This is a genomic window from Planococcus circulans (assembly GCF_020023385.1).
Lineage (GTDB): Bacteria > Bacillota > Bacilli > Bacillales_A > Planococcaceae > Planococcus.
Map to the genome: position 1 here is coordinate 138,428 of NZ_JAIQCL010000006.1, position 17,263 is coordinate 155,690.

Here is a 17,263-nt window from a genome sequence, read left to right on the forward strand (position 1 = left end):
AGTCTCCTTTAACGTTCAGTTTCCGGTTTTGGCAAAGGTTTCGATGCGCGTTCCGATTGCATCACGGACTGTTTGGAACACCGTCCATTTTTCTTCTTCCGTCCCTTGCGCTTTCGCTGGGTCTTCAAAGCCCCAGTGTTCACGTCTGACGTGAGGCGGAGTCATCGGGCATTTATCAGCTGCATCGCCGCAAAGCGTGACGACGAAATCTGCATTATTCAGCAAGTCCGAGTCGATGATGTCAGATGTCTGGTTTGAGATATCAACGCCTACTTCATTCATCGCCTTTACTGCGTTCGGGTTTAAGCCATGCGCTTCGATTCCTGCGCTGTAGACGTCCCATTCATCCGCTAAATGCTGTTTTGCCCAGCCTTCAGCCATTTGGCTGCGGCAGGAATTTCCGGTACATAAAAAATAGATGGTTTTTTTCGGCATAGTGAGTTCTCCTTTTGAGCTGCTTAAAAAAGCTTATGATCTCTAGTATTTTTTCGGTAAGTCGCGAATGCTTTTTCTAGCAGCAATCCACTGGTGCTTCCTTGGCGCGCAAAGCCAAAACTTGAGGGTCCGTGTCTTCAATATGGCTTAAGATGCCTTCAATCAATGGCGCATGCAGTGATTCCTTGTTCATGGAATAAAATCGCCATTGCCCTCTTCTGTTTTCTTTTACGAGTCCCGCTTGCTTCAGCTTGCGCAGATGCTGGCTGATGGCCGGCTGGCTCATGCCGAACATCTCGACGAATTGGCAGACGCATAATTCATTCGTCTCCACCAGTTTCATCATCAACAGGCGGGTTGGATCGCTGACTGCCTTCAGACAAGCCGTGACATCAGCTGCAGATTGTTTTGCCAAAGTCTCCATTAGGATCCACTCCTTCGCGCTTAGTATATAATGATTTCTTTATATAAGTCAATCGTTATAACAGAGGTCTCTTACTAAATCAATTTTTTTGATTTAGTAATTGCATTCATCTCTTCTACCTATTATACTTGATTCATCAAATAAATTTGATTTAAAGAAAGTGGGGATTGGAATGGCTCAACCGCTGGAGGAAAACACTGCAGTCTACATGACGAATGAAATCTATGCCCAAAAATTCAAAGCATTGGCTGACCCGAAACGGCTGGAATTGCTGAACTTGATCGGCCAGAAAGACTCGGTCTGTGTCTGCGACCTGGTTGAGGAAATGGCGATGCCTCAGTCGAAACTGTCTTATCATTTGAAAATCCTGTTGAATGCCGGGCTCCTGACAAAAGAAACCAGAGGCACTTGGAGCTATTACGCCTTGAAGAATGAAGAAATGGAGCGGTTGTTGCCTGAGGAGCTTTATAAATCCATTAGACCACCAAACTGATCAGCAGCATAAAAAATCGAACCTATTATAGAAGGAGTGTATCCCAATGACAAGCTCTCTACCCGTAGCCATCATCGGCGGCGGACCGGCAGGACTGGCCGCGGCCGCCCACCTGGCCCAATATAAGCAAGCATTCGTGTTATTCGAATCAGGCCCTGCGCTTGGCACCCATTTTCTTGAATATGGCCATGTCCGTTTGTTTTCAGCTTGGCGGTATAATATCGACGCAGCATCCAAAAAATTATTCGAACTGCACGGACTGGCCCTGCCTGACCCGCAGCATCTGCCATATGGCAAGGAAATTGCCGAACAGTATCTTCAGCCGCTTGGCGAACTTCCAGAGCTAAAACCGTTCATCCACTTAAACAGCCGGGTCGTTCATTTGCAGCGCCAGGGACTGGACAAGATGAAAACAGCCAACCGCGAGGAAAAACCGTTTGAACTCATAGTCGAAAACGGCACGGGCACACGAAAAACCATTCTTGCACGAGCAGTCATCGATGCAACCGGCACCTGGAAAACCCCCAATTCTGTTGTATCCGGCGGGGCACCTGATGCAGCAGCCGGATTGGTGGATTACGGCATTCCAGCGATTCTTGGCTCCGACCAAAAATGCTTTGAAAACAAGCGTGTAGCAGTGGTCGGGAGCGGCCATTCAGCGATGAATTCCTTGTTGGACCTGGTCCAGCTGAAGAGAGACTTTCCAGCGACACACATCACTTGGATCGTCCGAAAAGACTCTCCAGAACAAGCATTAGGAGGCGGCGACGCTGACCAATTGCCGGAACGCGGTGCGCTTGGCACACAAGTCAAATCGTTGCTGGTTCAAGGGATGATCGATAGCCAAACTTCAACATTCATACAATCCGTCAGCCAACTGGATGAACAGCAAGTCATGCTGGGCGCTGAACAAAAAGGCCGCCAACTTGAGCTTGGCCCATTTGACCGGGTAATCGCCAATACCGGTTCCCGTCCTGATTTTGAACTTTTGCGTGAAATTCGCTATAGCTTTGATCCGGCACTTGAAAGTGTGCCAGCTCTTGCCCCGCTGATCGATCCGAACATCCATAGCTGCGGGACCGTGCGCCCACATGGCGAGCGGGAACTGCGGCAGCCCGAAAAAGACTTCTATATTATCGGCGCTAAAAGCTACGGGCGTGCGCCCACATACCTGATGGCGACAGGATTTGAACAAGCCCGGTCGGTTGTTGCCCATCTTTCCGGCGATCACGAAGCTGCCGAACGGGTAGAGCTGGAGCTGCCGGAAACCGGCGTCTGCAGCAGCAGGCCACTCGTCTTTACAATCAATAGTGCACCGTCTGGCAATAGTTGCTGCTGAGTGGTTTTTATAATTTTGCTTAGCCAACTGAATAACCTAGTCATTTTATTCATCAAACCACTCTATCACACTATGAATAATCCTGTTTATAAAGTAGATCTTTTCCATGGGTTAGATATTGATGAATAACCATCTTGAGCAGTTTACATCTGCAGCCAAATAAAAAAGACTTGTGGCTTTAGTGGGCTCAAGTCTTTTTTATTCATGCCACAAACCATAAGTCTTTTTTATTCACTAGTACGTCAATCTCTTGACCAACCACCAATCCTTCAGCCTGTTGGCTGGTAAAGGAACAATCCAGTAGATAGATTCCCACTTGGATGGTTCCGGTATAAAAGCCATAATTGAATCTCAGTTGTTGAATAACTCCGCTAAGCTGAATAGAGTCTTCAAGCGGATCCTCCTTGAGGATTTTGAGCTGCACCACTTCTGGTCGTAGGATCAAATGGCATGGTCCCCGCTCGATGGTTTCTTCCACCGGAAAATCAAAACTTCGATCGGCAGATATAAATCGGCCTGCTGCCACTATACCTTCAACGCTGTTTTTTAAGCCTAAAAATGAAGCAACTTTCCTGCTCTCAGGGCGTTCATATAAATCCCTGGCTTTGCCTACTTGCAGCAGCGTGCCTTCACTCATCACACCGATCCGGTCCGACAATTGAAAAGCTTCTTCCCGGTCATGGGTGACAAACAGCACCGTGACACGGAACTGTTTTTGGATCCGGCTGAGCAACTCCCTCATTTCTTCCCGGAGACTCGGATCCAAAGCACTGAAGGGTTCATCCATCAGCAGCACTTGTGGATTGGCGACCAACGCGCGTGCTAAAGCTACACGCTGTTGCTGCCCTCCGCTCAATTCATCAGGAAAACGGAGTCCGAATCCTTTGAGCCCCACATGCTCGAGCATCTCTCTTGCATCAGCTAGACGCTGTTTTTTGCCGACTTTCTGCATCTTCAAGCCGAAAGCCACGTTGTCCTCCACTGTCATATGCGGAAACAGCAGCGATTGCTGAAATACCATGGCGAACCTTCTGTCTTCCGGTGGAACCGCTGTTATATTGGCATCTCCCACCCAAATTTCCCCATTGTCTGCCTGCAATAATCCCGCCACCAGCTTCAATAATGTCGTCTTACCGCAGCCGGAAGGGCCCAATAATGAGAAAAATTCCCCCTCATTAATGGTCAGCCCAACCGGCTGCAGGGAAAACGCCGGATCGCTTTTACGCTGAGTTTGTTGGTATTGCTTTTCGATGTTGATGATGCGCAAACTGCTCATATTTCCACTCCTTTAGCCATTCTCTGCGCCGGCTTTCTTATTTTGGTAATATTTTTTCAAGGCGGCATCCATTCCGATTAAGGTCAAGATTGCTATTCCAGCGAAAAGCAGCGAATAGGCCGAAGCGATCGCCGGATCCCCACCGCTGATGAATGGAAACAGCAAAATCGGCAAAGTTACAACCTGCCCGGAGCCGATGATGAACGTGATCAAGTACTGGCTCAAGGAAATCAGGATGCTTAAACTGGCTCCAGCAGCGATGCCCGGCAACAGATGCGGCAGCACGACATGCCTAAAACGGGAAAGCGAGCCCGCCCCGAGCATCCGTGCCTGGTCTTCCCAGTCGATTGATAAGGTATTGTAGCTGATCATGACAGCACGGACCATATAAGGCAAAGTCGGTGAAAGATGTGCCAGGACTACACCGAAAACGGTTTCCGTCAAACCCAGCCGCAGAAACGTCAAATGGATGCCCATGACAGCGACAAACGGCGGAATGACGATCGGTGCAAAAAGCATCGCTTCCAGCAGCCATTTGCCGCGCAGTGGATAACGCACCAGTGCATTGGCAGCCGGTACGGCGAGAAGGATATTCACCGCTGTGACGATAAAAGCAATCAGCAGACTGACTGACACCGCCTGCCAAGTGCCCGAACTCCCAAGCAGTACATATTCCCAGGCACGGAAACTGAATGACTCAGGAAGAATATTCGGCCATTGCCAGCCAAAGGAAACACTGGACAGGATCAAAGGAATAAACGGCAGTCCGATAAGGATGAATAATAGGGTGAATAATATGGATTTCAAGAAAGGTCGGGTCTTAGTCATCAATCCCACCCCTTCAAGACATTCCAGCGTTTGCTGAAGTAATAGACGACCAGCCCAAGCAAAATTGTAAGGATGGCGAGTAGGATGTTGACCGCCAATGCTTCCGGCCGGTCAGCCAACGTACCGCTCGTATACAGCTGATAAGAGTAGACCGGCAGCATGCTCGGATACGTGACACCCAGCAGGAACGGGACTTCAAAAGCTGAAAAGGTGAAGACAAAAACGATAAATGTCGCAATCGTCCAAGCCGGAAGCATCACCGGCAGGACGATTTCCCGGATGAAACTCCAATTGCCGGCACCGAATACACGCGATACATCGCGCCACGACCGGTGAATCCGTGACAGCACCGGATAGATCATCAATGATACAAAAGGGGCTTCTTTCCAGGCATAAGTCAAAATAATGCCCCATCCGAACGGATCATTGACCAGCACGGGAAAATCCGGTATTTCATCGATGAAACCTATAGTCGCCAAAATCTTCGACAAAAATCCGCTTTGCATAAACAGCAGGACGATGATATAGCCGCCGACCAGGTGCGGAATGGTCAAAGGAAGCTGGAACAACCGGTGCCAAACTTGAGTCGTCCCGGATTTCGCCGATTCATTCAACAAATACAGGGATATTGCGACGGCTGCCCCCAATACTCCTGCAATCACTGAAGACAGTGCCGCTACTCGAAGAGTAAGGAAGAGTGATTCCCAGAACTCGCTAGAGCGCAATAAATCCGTGTATGCCGTAAGCTCAAAACGCGTTTCTCCGATAGCGGGAAAATAGCCCAGGCTTTTCAGAAGCCCATCAAAAAGTCCTCCAAAAAACAGGAGGACGATGGTGCCGACGGCTGGCAGCAGCAAAAGATAGGGTTTAGTCTTTTGCCACATTTTCCATCCATCCTTTTTCGATGATTTCGATGTAATCGGCTGACAGCTCCGGAAGACGGTGTTGTTCCAATTCTTCCAATGGCAATGTAGCTGCGCCTAGATCCACATCGTTCATGGCTTGTTGCTGCTCAGGCGATAGTTTCTCCAAATCCAATGCCGACAAATCACCCCAGTTTTCAGGAGACAATTTAGCGGTTTGGGCTTCCGGCGACATCATTTTGTTGATGGCCACCATCGCTCCTGCTTTCGCGGAAGAGTTGAATGGAATGGATAGGAAATGCGTATTGGCGAGTGTCCCGCCTACCAGTACGAAAGTGCGGGTGGATTCAGGGAAGCGACCCTTCAGCACTTCGCTGGCAGCAAGCGCGGGGTCGTAGCTCATGGTCATGCCAATTTCACCGCTCGCAAACAACTGATCCTGCTTGGCCAGGCTTTCCGGATAGGTTTCTCCTTCACGCCATAAATACGGTTCAATTCTGTTCAAGTATTGCCACATCGGTTCAAGCCGTGCTTCAAGGTCTTCAATATCAGCTGCCGGTTGCTGGTATTGTTCGTAGCCGCCAGTTGTTTCATAGAGCACGTGGCGGATAAAGGCACTGCCGGTAAAATCAGGCAAGGCGGGATAGGTGAACTGCCCTGGGTTGTCCTGCACCCATTCAGCCAGTTCGGCCATTGATTTTGGCGGATCTTCCGACTTGTTTTCATCGTGGACAAAAACAAATTGAGCTTTGCCCCAAGGCGCTTCCAATCCATCCACAGGTTCTCCAAAATCGGTTGCAATTTCCGGTGCTTCCGCATCGACATAGTCATTGAAATTCGGCAATTGCCCGCTAAAATCCCCCCACAGCAACTCGTTGTCTTTGGCGGCTTTGAAATTCTCGCCGTTGATCCAAATGATGTCCATGCTGCCTTTGGTCTTGCCGGCTGATTTTTCATCCACCAATTGGTTGATGATATCCTGTGAGTCGTTCATCGGCACACGGTTCAACTCAACGTCATGCTCTTCTTTCAGACGGGGAGCTACCCATTCATCGAGGTAACGGTTGATATTGTCGTTGCCTCCCCACATATACATATTGACTTCCTGTCCTGTCGCCGCTCCAGAAACTTCTTCCCAGTCACTTGTCTGCAGGCTATCTGCTTCTGCCGCAGCACCGTCTCCGGTTTCTTCAGAACACGCGGCCAATGTAAGCACTAGAAATCCTGGTGCCAGTAATGAAAACTTTTTCATTTTTCCACTTCCTAAATGCTTTAATGAACTTCCTGTTATTTATCGAGATTTTGTTTTTTACTCCACCGATTTCGGACGATGATCGGAACCACTGTCAAGACGACGAAAACCACGACTGCCCGAAGGATGATTTGTGGATTTCCAGTGACAAAGCTGCTGCCCAAAAAGTTATAGGCGAATGTCCCTGGTATGATGCCAATCAATGTAGCAAGCGCAAAAGAAGTGAAGCGGACCTTCGCAAAAGCTGCCGTATAGCTGATCAAATCGAAATTGATGACCGGTATGAAACGGAACAGCAAAACGTAGAAAAATCCGTTCTGCTCCATTTGGGATTGGATTTTTCCGGCATTGCCGGTCCATTCCTTGCGAATTAAGCTTTTCCCGAATGTTTTCGCCACATAAAAAGACAGCATCGCACCGAATGTCGCACCGATGATAGTGTAAAGCGTTCCGAGCCAGGCACCGAAAGCCAAGCCTCCGGCAATTGATAGGACGGAGGCCGGAAAAAAGATCAACGGCCTGATCGTATAGATGACGATGTACATGACAGGTGCCCATATGCCAAAGGACAATATCCAGCTGCGAAGATCATTGGCGTCGACATCGAAAACCGAGCGGCTAAGCCAAATGACCAATCCGACGGCAAAAACAGCTAACAGCCATTTCCCTACCTTCAAAGTTGTGCTGCGGTTCATAAGTTGCGCGTGTGTGCTGAGATGCTGAAGTAACGGTTTCTCATTTCATCATAACGCTTCCGGTTGACGCCTGCATCTGAATAGCCTACACGCGAAGCTGAACGGAATTCGATTCGCTGAGCGGCATCATTAAAATAGAACTCGATATCATCCTTGAATCGCATCGTTTTGGACTTGGCGACTGCATAGACGTAATTTTCGTCATTTTGCACAATCGTTACACCTTCATACCCTTTCAGCATGCCGATCAAGTTCTTTTTCGCTTCGTTTTTGGTACCGTTATACGGCCATGCCGGCACATGCTTGTCTTTTGTTTGAGCTTGCGACGAAACCGCATTCGGCGTTGACGGCATTTCCTTCAGACGGCCGTTTTCCACACCGAGTTTCGGCTTGACGTTGTTTTTGATGGCCATGTTGGCGATACCGATTCCAGCTGCAGTGGCGGCTCCATAAATTGCGACTTTGTCCGCCGGCAATTCTCCTGCTTTTGCTTTATTGAATGTTTTGACGACGGGCTGGTTCAATAGATTGTCGACATAGACTTTCTTGCCGATTTTCACCAACACTTCACTGTAGGTCGGATAGGGATGGATGACACCCGATAATTTGCCCATGTTGATGTGCAGCGATTTGATGGTCTGGATTTGGCTGATGATTTCACCGGCACGGTCTCCGAGAATGCTTGCGCCTATTATATAGCCTTTTTTATCCAGAATGATCTTCACTTTGCCAATGCTGTCTTTTTTCGTATTGGCACGGTCAATATCCGCATAATCGTGTTCATAGACGCGAATGGAATCCCCGTATTTTTCACGTGCTTCCTCTTCGGATAAACCCGATCGGCCAAGTTCAGGATCCGTGTATGTACACCACGTGACATGCTCGTAATCCATTTTTCTATTGATCGGTAAAATAGCGTTTTGTGTAGCGGTAATGCCTTGTGCATTGGCCATATGGGATAATTGGTAAGGTCCGACGACATCCCCGATTGCATAAATGCCTTTAGCGGTAGTCTCCATATGATCATCCACCTGGATGCTCTTCGAATCATATTTTACGCCTGCTTTTTCCAAGTCATAGCCTGTGACGTTTGCCTGCCGTCCCAGCGCGACCAATAACCCTTCGGCAGAAACGGTCAGTTCTTTGCCGCCTTTTTCGATTTTCAAATCGATTTGATCGCCTTTTTGCTCCGCTTTAACTGCGGTTGCGCCTGTGTGAATGGTTACACCTTCGTCGATCAGCCGCTGCTGGATCATCAAGACCAATTCTTCTTCATCCTTCGGCAAAATCCGTTCGAATTTCTCAACCAATGTCACTTTCACACCAATGCGGTTTAAAGCCTGGCTCATTTCAACGCCGATCGCTCCTCCACCAAGAATCGTTATGGATTTCGGGAAAGATTTCCGGGTAAAGATGGTTTCGTTGGTCAAATACGATACCTTATCCATGCCTTCGATTGGCGGAACCATCGGTGATGACCCTGTCGAAAGGATGATTTTCTTTGCTTCAATGCGTTCCCCGTCGACTTCCACTGCATGCGGGCCTACAAATTTTGCGTAACCATTGATGAAATCGATGCCTGATTGTTTCAGCACTTCCGGCGATTCGCCTTCGTAGACCTTCTGGATAACGTCTTGAATATCCTTTAATACAACTGAGGTGTCTACTTGCAGATTAGGTGTATATTTTCTGGCGTGATGGACTTCTTCCGCGATGTTGATCAGGGATTTACTTGGAATACATCCGGACCAGGTACACTCTCCGCCCGGTAGATTCTTGTCGATCAACACGACTTTTTTTGAGAATCCTGCCCCTGTAAATGCGGCTGTCAGTCCGGCTGCACCAGCTCCGATTATTGCGATATCATATTTTTTTACCATCTTTACCATTTCCTTTCTTTTCCTGAACTACAATCATCTTATCAAAAAGCTTAAAAAACTTACTCTTAATCAGACTCGGATAGGTAAGATCTTTTTTAAAAAACCGTATTTCGCTTTCGAGTGGGATTACGGGTTTCAATCGGGCTCCTATTATATACTGAAAATATCTTGAAAATGAAAAGGTGAACTTGATGCTCGATACACACGCACGAAAACATGTTCAACCAGTCGTTGAAAAGACGGCTGATGTCTTGCTGAAAAAAGGCTTTACAGCTGATGGCGTGACGAAAATCGCCTTTGCCGTCGGGATGTCTTCAGGTGTTTTCATCTACCTGGACCAGCCTTTATGGGCCGTCTTCGTTCTTTGGTTCTCCGGATATCTCGATGTCGTCGATGGCACCATGGCGCGGAAAACCAAACCATCCTCCTGGGGAACATTGCTGGACATCAGTTTTGATCGCCTGGTGGAGATCAGTGTCATTATAGGGTTAGCTTTCCGATTCCCTGATTCGATGTGGGCATTGCTGCTGTTGAGCGTCTCCATCATCGTCGCAATGACTGTATTCCTGACGGTGGGTGCGTTATCTGATAAGCCAGGCATGAAATCGTTCTACTACCAGGCAGGACTTGCTGAAAGAACAGAAGGCTTTATACTCTTTACCCTAATGATTATTTTTTCAACATACTTAACAGCATTCACGCTGATTTTTTTCGCTGTACAGGTTGTGACGATTTTACAGCGTTTGTCTGAAGCCAAAAGGATTCTGAAGTAGACGGGAGCGGAGTGGGATGAAGGCACTTGTACTGGTCGGAGGCGGACATGCGCATCTGCATTGTCTTGAACAAACAAAACATAAATTGCCGGAAGACTGGCAAGTGGTGCTGATTTCTCCATCTTCCTATCAGTATTATTCAGGGATGTTTTCCGGATATACGGAAGGCGTTTACACGCTCGAAGATATCCGGATCAATTTGAAACGTCTTTGTGACAAGATCGGGGCACTATTTGTCGAGGATCTGATCCACACCATCGATCCGGAAAAAAAAGAATTGAAGGGCATAGATGGCAACGTTTATCACTATGATGCCGTATCATTTGATATCGGCTCACAAACCGCTATTCCAGAGACAATACAAAAACATGTCTCTTCCATCAAACCCAATTACCGCTTTCCAGAGCAGTTGGCACAGCTGCGGGATTCTGCTTACCCCGTGATTGTCGGCGGAGGCGCTTCGGGAGTGGAATTGGCGTTTTCCATTCTGTCATGGAGAAAACAGCAAAACTTGCCTGCCAACGTGGCGCTGTTCAGTTCGACTTCGCTCCTTTCCGGTCAAGGGCTGACAGCCTCAAAGAAAATTGAATTCATTGCTAAGCAGAAATCTTTGCCTTTTTTTACAGATGTCTTGGTTCAAGACGTTGATGATTTCAGTGTCATCACAAGTGCAGGACGTTCGTATCCGCACTCAGGTGTGCTTTGGCTGACAGGACCCAAAAGTTCGGACTTGTTCCGCTTTTCCGGATTGCCGACGGATGGCAGCGGTTTTCTGCTGGTCAACGATACGCTGCAAAGCGTCAAGCATCCAGACATATTCGGGGCCGGAGATTGCATCACGATCGACCGTTATCCGTCACTTGCCAAAAATGGCGTCTATGCGGTGCGTCAAGGTCCAATCCTTTGGAAGAACCTGAAAAACAGCCTTTCTGAAGAAAGGCTGTTGCCGTTCACTCCACAAAAGCGATTCGTTTCCATCTTGTCTACTGGCGATGGCGAGGCTTTCCTTTCTTATGGAAAACAAGCGCTGCATGGTGGAATCCCCTGGAAACTCAAAAAGCATATTGACCTGAAATTCATGAAGCGCTATAAGGACCTCTATGAATAACAAGCTCCTCTCGGGCAGCTTGTCATTCGTAGCAGTATTGATTCAGCGATTTTGTCTAACCCGATGTTAGGAGAAAGGGATTCAACATCATACCGGAATTCTATTTATCCTAAATAGCGATAGTACAAAGCTTTAGCTTCCACAACGTTCTTCGTTCCATGTACCAGGACACGGCCATCTTTAAAAACGACAAGCCGGTGCTGTGCTGTCGAAAAAGACAGTAAATAGGGATTGCGGGACACATTCATCCCCAGTTCTGTTAAAATCCCCTCCAAATTTTCCAAATTCCTGTCCATCTGTTGGGATGGTCGGATTTGCACTGTGTCCCTACCACATAAAATAGCGGTTTTTGTCTGCTTTTCAAAAGAAAGATATGGATAGGATCGATTTAAACCGCAGGATGAACAATCCTCTTTTTTCACTTTATCGACGGTAATGGATGAATATTGATTTTTCCAAAGATCGAACGATACGAGTTTGTTGCTTAACTGAAACGAATCTTCAACCAAAATCTTTAATGCTTCTGTAATTTGTAAAGACAAAACCATTTGCACAGCAGGATTGATGATTCCTACGGTATCACAGGTTATGCCACCCATTGGCACATCCTCCAGAAGACAACTCAGACAGGGTGTTTTTCCCGGAAGAATGGCATAATTGATTCCGTAACTTCCTACACAGGCACTGTAGATCCATGGGGTTCGATGCTTCTGAGAAATATCGTTCATGATCATCCGTATATCAAAATTATCGCTTGCATCAATAATCAAATCAATTCCCTCTACCAGCTGTTCCATCTCTTCGACAGAGACATCTATAACAAATGACCGGACTTCCACTTCAGAGTTGATGCGTGACAAGTGTTCTTTAGCTGCAACGGCCTTTGGAATCCGCTGCTTCGCATCCGCCTCGGTGTAGAGTTGCTGACGCTGAAGGTTGCTCCACTCTACATAATCACGGTCCACTATAGTCAGTTTGCCGATACCTGCCCGTACCAGCATTTCTGCACTGCCTGTTCCCAGAGCTCCGGCTCCCACCACTAAAACATGCTTGTTCCTCAGTTTCCGTTGCCCTTCTCTGCCGATCGGTGCAAAAAGCTCCTGTCGTGAATATCGTCCATTCAATTAAAACTCATTCCTTCAACTGGACTGCTGGCAGTGGCATATCGTTTTTGGGGAATTCGTCCAGCTTCAAATCCCAATCTTCCTGCTTCGATCGAAAATTTCATCGCTTCGGCCATTTTTACTGGATCTTTTGCACCGGAAACCGCAGTATTCAACAAGACCCCAGCCGCTCCCAATTCCATTGCAATGGCAGCATCTGAAGGTGTTCCTATTCCTGCATCCACAATAACTGGAACCTGGCATTGTTCAATTATGAAAGAAAGATTCAATGGATTGATGATTCCTTGGCCGGAACCGATGGGAGATGCTCCGGGCATGATCGCGTGGCAGCCTAATTCTTCAAGGCGCCTTGCCAGAAGTACATCATCCGACGTATATGGCAATACGGTAAATCCTTCTTTCACTAGCTCTTCCGATGCTTTTAATGTTTCAACTGGATCCGGCAGCAAGGTTTTTAGACACCCGATTACTTCAACTTTAACCATGTCACAAAGGCCCGATGCCTTAGCTAGTTTCGCGATCCGAACCGCTTCTTCCGCTGTCTTCGCTCCAGCTGTATTTGGAAGCAAGGTGTATTTTGTAATATCCAGATTTTCAAGGAAGTTAGGTTGTCCTGCTTCAAAAATATTCATCCGCCGAACTGAAAACGTCAATATTTCTGTACCTGACACATCCACGGCTTTCCTTTGTATATCAAAATCAGGATACTTTCCTGTGCCTAATAATAATCTTGATGAAAATTCGTAACCACCTATTTTTAACATAGTCATCCTCCTCCTACAAAATGCACCAATTCAATTTTATCCCCGAAAGAAATCAGAGTTTCAGCATGCTTCTCTTTCCCAACTATTTCAGCGTTCAATTCAACAATGATCACTTTCTGATTCAATTCAAAATGTCGCAGCAGCTCAGTTACCGTCTCCACCGTATTTGGTACGACCACCCGTTCTCCGTTAACCACCAACTTCATTTTCAACACTTCCTTATCAATTTTTTCTTCTGATCAATCGTTCGATACGAAAAGAAGAGAGATCAAGTGATGGTGTTTTTCCTTCAATCAAATCAGCCATCACTTCTCCCGTAATCGGCGACAGCAAGATCCCATTTCTGTAATGGCCTGTCGCGATAAATAAGCCGCTGTAGTCAGGATGTTCACTCATAAAAGGCAAACCGTCCGCAGTTTGTGGACGTATTCCAGCCCAAGCCCCTTCCCATTCTGCTTCTTCTATAGAAGGCACCAGCTTCTTTGCATTTTCCTTCAATAACGAAATGCCTTTTACAGTGGTCTGCGGATTAAATGTATTCGGTATAACGGTTGCGCCTACAATGATTCTCCCGTCTTTCTTCGGCACCAGATAGCAGCCGGAAGTGAAGATCGTGCTGGATAATAACGGCGTTTCTGTCCGCACAGAAAAACATTCCCCCTTTACAGGATGGGTGATAGTCGGTAAACCCATTTTACTTAACAAGACTTCGCTCCATGCCCCCCCTGCCACCACGATATTTGCGCTCATGAAGTCCCCTTCAGATGTAGCGACTCCTGTCATTATGCCCTTAGAAGAGTGAAAGGACTGAACTTCTACATCTTCTTTAATGACAGAACCAAAAGCCTCAGCTGACTTTAAAAACCCTAATGCCAGTTGAGGAGCGGCAACTTGGCCATCTCGTTCTAGATACATGGCTCCCATCACCTCGCTAGATATTGCCGGTTCCCTTCTTCTAGCTTCATCACCCGTAAGCAATTCGGCCCGTTCGTTATTCTGTCTGTGGACTTCCAGGATTCGACGGTGCTCCTGCTGTTCTTTATCGGTTAAGGCAAGCTTCAACATCCCTTTATTGACAAGTTCAATATCAATTCCACTCGCAATCTTCAGCTCATCGGCCAAGCCGTTAAACATCGCCCTGCTGGTCTTCGCTAATAGAAAAAGCGGTCCTTCTCCTTCCAATTCCGCTTGCGCACCAAGCATCCCAGCTGCAGCACCAGATGCTTGACCAGCAAGGCGTCCTTTTTCCAATAGCAACACCTCCATTCCTCTTTTCGCCAAACTATAGGCTATTGAACCGCCGATGACTCCACCCCCAACTACAATTGCTTCAAATGTTCTGTTCATAGAAATCCTCTCCTCATAGCACCAGATAAAAACTTTATTTCGCTAAACAGGAACGATAGGATCTTGCAGCCAGCAAAGGATCTTTCGCTTCGAAAATTCCTGACATTACAGCGATCCCTCTCGCTCCAGAGTTGATAACATCCCCAGTATTTCCGGGCGTTATGCCACCAATAGCAATGACTGGAATAGAAACTGATTCAGAAACATTTTTCAGTAGTTCTAAGCCTTTCGGTATCAGTCCAGTTTTTGATGAAGTCGAATAAATATGGCCACATACTACATAATCAGCCCCTTTCTTTTCGGCAAGTTGAGCTTCTTCAATCGCATGCACCGAACACCCAATCGTTAAATGTGTAAAACTTCTTTTCACACAATCTACCGGTAACGAGTGATAAGCCAATTGAACACCTTTTACATTGGAGGCAACGGCAATATCCACTCGGTCGTTTATGATTATTTTTGATAAAGGTACATTTTTATCCACCAACAACTTCACTAATTCCACTACTTCTCTTGCTGTTTTGCTCTTTTCACGTAGATGGATAAAATCAACTTCACGATGAATCCGGCTGATGATTTCTGCCAGTTGTTGTGGGGGGTGCTTATCAGTTGAGATTATATGCAACTCGCCATCTCTCATATATTGCCTCCTTTTATCGACTTTCGGAAAGTTAAAACAAATGAGTTTAATAACAACATAAAAAAACCACTCCAGCGATGGAGTGGTTTTGGGTATATCTACAGAAAAGATTGGACATACATCAACCACTTCCCTACGCTAGTTTCAACTAGATCAGGTTCAAAGGGTCCGGATTTCTCCATCTCAGTCTCAAAAGACTCCCCCAGTGTTTTATATTCAGTTATTTTGAAAATGCTAAAATCTAAAGTAAGCGTAACATCAACATCGCCATTAATCCAGTTCATCTTGTATTCAATCTTTTAAATATTCAGCAATAGAACAAGAAAAAATAGCTATATCAGACTTTCTGTCTATATCTATTCAGTTCTGACAGGCGTTGAAGCAAGTTTTTTATACCCACACAACAGCAACATACAAGCGACCGTTGCAGCTGAAAATGTACCAAAATAGATGATAGGGGAAACAGCGTACCCGAAAGCTGCAGTACTTTGCAGATTTTCTGCATTTTCCCAGGCTTTTGGAATATTGGGTCTGTAGGTGATGGTTTTTACATAGCCCACGGAAAATACAGCTGCAAAATAAAGAAGATGGACAGTTGCGGCCCCAAGCAAAGCCAACCAAATAGTTTTCATTTTCAACTTCCTTTCTTTTATTCCATAATTTAGTATATCAAGTATGTTAAGTCATGTACATAAAAAGAGTGAATTTTCAACCATCAAATTTGCCGGCAGTAAAATAGCCCTGTTTTCTAAACAAGGCCATTTCGTCATACTTCCCTTAAGAAATGAAGCTTTATCCTTCTTCACGTGAATAGCAATTACTTAAAGCAAAGGCCTTATCTTTGTTGGTTTCTGTCAGTGCCATTGGATTTATCGGCACCATTTTGCTTATTCATCTTCAACGGAATAAAATAATGGTCAATGCCTTCCCACTGGAGTTCGTTGGATAAAATATCGAAACTGGAATGGAAGAAATCTTGTATAGCTTGACTTGGATCCTCAGACCTGACTGCACTTTCCAAGTCAAGGAAGTATTCGCTCAGTTTTTTATCGTAATACGCCGATTTGGGTTTCAGGTTGGGATAAGTTAAATCTTTATAGATGAATGGATAGGGCAATACAAAAAATGTCGGGACATCGACTTTGTCGTCTCCCAACCAAAATCCATATTCAATCATCTGCTCATCAAAAGCCGCCTTTTCGATAATTTTGTCTTCCGGAAATGGTTCCATTTTGTCTTTGATAATCAATAAAGACACATCAAAGGTGCCCCAAAACAATTGCGGTTTCATTTTCCGGCATCTGAGCGGACCTGCAAATCTCATTTGTTCTCGCAACGCAAAATGGAATAGCTGCAATCCCCTCATCCCATCCTTGTGATTAAATGTCAGAGGGCTATTATCTTCATTCAGGTTCTTTTTATAGGCCATTTCCTGCGGTTTTGGATTGATCATGACATTAATGCCACCAGAATTCAGAGCTTCCATTATTTCTTCAAAATAATCCTTTATGGATTTGGAGGATTTCAATTCCAAAGATTGAACGTTGCCATCCACATTGAATAGGATTTGGCTGTTCCTGATGTCCAGATCGAGTTGAAAAACAGCTTTCTTATGGAACAGCAAACCGGTTGAGAAGCCATCAGGTGTAACATTCAGTCCGACGTGCGCCCATTGTGGTTCCTGCTGGGCAGTTTCCAGTTTTATTTTTCCCAGGATCTGTGAAATCAAATGCAGCGTAAACTTGGTATCTGCCCATTCGGTATGTCTGATAATATCAACCTTCATTTCTCTCGCCTCCGGGATTCGTATTAGTAGTTACTATACCAACTAGGGACCAATGAGAAACTCTTATTAAATGGATCTCTCCATTTATGCAGCAAGTTAGATAGAAATCGATCAGGAGAAAATGATCGAGGAAAACAGTAAACAAGTCAGAACATCACAACAACTTATCGATATCCATTACAGATTCGATTTTACTTATCTTTCTTTTAGCGATATGCTTTTACCTAATTAAAAAG

Annotated in this window: 19 protein-coding genes and 1 riboswitch; of the genes, 4 read left to right on the top strand and 15 right to left on the bottom strand. The window is 46.0% G+C overall.

What is annotated here, in order from left to right:
• Nucleotides 1-15: 15 nt before the first annotated feature.
• Together arsC and K8U60_RS11540 are read right to left on the bottom strand one after the other, a co-directional pair.
• Nucleotides 16-435, bottom strand: coding sequence for an arsenate reductase (thioredoxin) (gene arsC, locus K8U60_RS11535; protein ID WP_223638971.1), 420 nt, complete (start codon nucleotides 433-435; stop codon nucleotides 16-18).
• A 76-nt stretch (nucleotides 436-511) separates the two neighbouring features.
• Nucleotides 512-859, bottom strand: a complete 348-nt coding sequence (locus K8U60_RS11540) for an ArsR/SmtB family transcription factor (RefSeq protein ID WP_223638974.1) — start codon at nucleotides 857-859, stop codon at nucleotides 512-514.
• A gap of 172 nt (nucleotides 860-1,031) precedes the next feature.
• Here K8U60_RS11540 and K8U60_RS11545 point away from each other — a divergent pair, with 172 nt between their 5' ends.
• Together K8U60_RS11545 and K8U60_RS11550 are read left to right on the top strand one after the other, a co-directional pair.
• On the top strand, nucleotides 1,032-1,352 hold the full coding sequence (locus tag K8U60_RS11545; RefSeq protein WP_317851926.1) for an ArsR/SmtB family transcription factor: 321 nt from the start codon (nucleotides 1,032-1,034) through the stop codon (nucleotides 1,350-1,352).
• A 46-nt stretch (nucleotides 1,353-1,398) separates the two neighbouring features.
• Nucleotides 1,399-2,691: an NAD(P)-binding domain-containing protein gene (locus K8U60_RS11550; protein WP_223638976.1), complete on the top strand. Its 1,293-nt coding sequence runs from the start codon at nucleotides 1,399-1,401 to the stop codon at nucleotides 2,689-2,691.
• 202 nt (nucleotides 2,692-2,893) lie between these two features.
• Here K8U60_RS11550 and K8U60_RS11555 read toward each other — a convergent pair whose 3' ends face one another.
• Genes K8U60_RS11555 through K8U60_RS11580 form a run of 6 tightly spaced genes read right to left on the bottom strand, consistent with a single transcriptional unit; the run spans nucleotide 2,894 to nucleotide 9,485 of the window.
• Entirely contained in the window at nucleotides 2,894-3,967 is a 1,074-nt protein-coding gene (locus tag K8U60_RS11555) for an ABC transporter ATP-binding protein (RefSeq protein ID WP_223638979.1), read from the bottom strand.
• A gap of 12 nt (nucleotides 3,968-3,979) precedes the next feature.
• Entirely contained in the window at nucleotides 3,980-4,795 is an 816-nt protein-coding gene (locus K8U60_RS11560) for an ABC transporter permease (protein ID WP_223638982.1), read from the bottom strand.
• Entirely contained in the window at nucleotides 4,795-5,679 is an 885-nt protein-coding gene (locus K8U60_RS11565) for an ABC transporter permease (RefSeq protein ID WP_223639001.1), read from the bottom strand. Before K8U60_RS11565 ends, K8U60_RS11560 begins: the two co-directional genes overlap by 1 nt.
• Nucleotides 5,663-6,910 carry an ABC transporter substrate-binding protein gene (locus tag K8U60_RS11570; protein ID WP_223639004.1) on the bottom strand — a complete coding sequence of 416 codons (1,248 nt, stop codon included), beginning with the start codon at nucleotides 6,908-6,910 and terminating at the stop codon, nucleotides 5,663-5,665. The genes K8U60_RS11565 and K8U60_RS11570 overlap by 17 nt, the downstream gene beginning before the upstream one ends.
• A 35-nt stretch (nucleotides 6,911-6,945) precedes the next feature.
• On the bottom strand, nucleotides 6,946-7,605 hold the full coding sequence (locus tag K8U60_RS11575) for a TVP38/TMEM64 family protein (RefSeq protein ID WP_223639007.1): 660 nt from the start codon (nucleotides 7,603-7,605) through the stop codon (nucleotides 6,946-6,948).
• A complete protein-coding gene (locus tag K8U60_RS11580) occupies nucleotides 7,602-9,485 on the bottom strand; it encodes an FAD-dependent oxidoreductase (protein WP_223639010.1) in 1,884 nt (627 codons plus the stop codon). The genes K8U60_RS11575 and K8U60_RS11580 overlap by 4 nt, the downstream gene beginning before the upstream one ends.
• Before the next feature lie 191 nt (nucleotides 9,486-9,676).
• Between K8U60_RS11580 and K8U60_RS11585 the strand changes: the two genes are divergently transcribed.
• Together K8U60_RS11585 and K8U60_RS11590 are read left to right on the top strand one after the other, a co-directional pair.
• Nucleotides 9,677-10,258, top strand: coding sequence for a CDP-alcohol phosphatidyltransferase family protein (locus tag K8U60_RS11585; protein ID WP_223639013.1), 582 nt, complete (start codon nucleotides 9,677-9,679; stop codon nucleotides 10,256-10,258).
• A gap of 16 nt (nucleotides 10,259-10,274) precedes the next feature.
• A complete protein-coding gene (locus K8U60_RS11590; RefSeq protein WP_223639016.1) occupies nucleotides 10,275-11,366 on the top strand; it encodes an FAD-dependent oxidoreductase in 1,092 nt (363 codons plus the stop codon).
• 104 nt (nucleotides 11,367-11,470) lie between these two features.
• Here K8U60_RS11590 and K8U60_RS11595 read toward each other — a convergent pair whose 3' ends face one another.
• From K8U60_RS11595 to K8U60_RS11625, 7 genes are all read right to left on the bottom strand, one after another.
• Entirely contained in the window at nucleotides 11,471-12,490 is a 1,020-nt protein-coding gene (locus tag K8U60_RS11595; RefSeq protein ID WP_223639019.1) for a thiazole biosynthesis adenylyltransferase ThiF, read from the bottom strand.
• Nucleotides 12,487-13,254, bottom strand: coding sequence for a thiazole synthase (locus K8U60_RS11600; protein WP_223639023.1), 768 nt, complete (start codon nucleotides 13,252-13,254; stop codon nucleotides 12,487-12,489). Before K8U60_RS11600 ends, K8U60_RS11595 begins: the two co-directional genes overlap by 4 nt.
• 2 nt (nucleotides 13,255-13,256) lie before the next feature.
• Nucleotides 13,257-13,460, bottom strand: a complete 204-nt coding sequence (gene thiS / locus K8U60_RS11605) for a sulfur carrier protein ThiS (RefSeq protein WP_223639024.1) — start codon at nucleotides 13,458-13,460, stop codon at nucleotides 13,257-13,259.
• Between the two features lie 16 nt (nucleotides 13,461-13,476).
• Nucleotides 13,477-14,601 (bottom strand): glycine oxidase ThiO, encoded by a 1,125-nt coding sequence (thiO, locus tag K8U60_RS11610; RefSeq protein WP_223639025.1) that lies wholly within the window; start codon nucleotides 14,599-14,601, stop codon nucleotides 13,477-13,479.
• A gap of 34 nt (nucleotides 14,602-14,635) precedes the next feature.
• Complete coding sequence (tenI, locus tag K8U60_RS11615; protein ID WP_223639026.1) at nucleotides 14,636-15,241, bottom strand: thiazole tautomerase TenI; 606 nt, start codon at nucleotides 15,239-15,241, stop codon at nucleotides 14,636-14,638.
• Nucleotides 15,242-15,354: 113 nt separating this feature from the next.
• Nucleotides 15,355-15,455, bottom strand: a riboswitch (TPP riboswitch).
• A 142-nt stretch (nucleotides 15,456-15,597) separates the two neighbouring features.
• Nucleotides 15,598-15,873: a hypothetical protein gene (locus K8U60_RS11620; RefSeq protein ID WP_223639027.1), complete on the bottom strand. Its 276-nt coding sequence runs from the start codon at nucleotides 15,871-15,873 to the stop codon at nucleotides 15,598-15,600.
• Between the two features lie 203 nt (nucleotides 15,874-16,076).
• Nucleotides 16,077-17,027, bottom strand: a complete 951-nt coding sequence (locus K8U60_RS11625) for a DUF5996 family protein (RefSeq protein WP_223639028.1) — start codon at nucleotides 17,025-17,027, stop codon at nucleotides 16,077-16,079.
• Nucleotides 17,028-17,263: the final 236 nt, after the last annotated feature.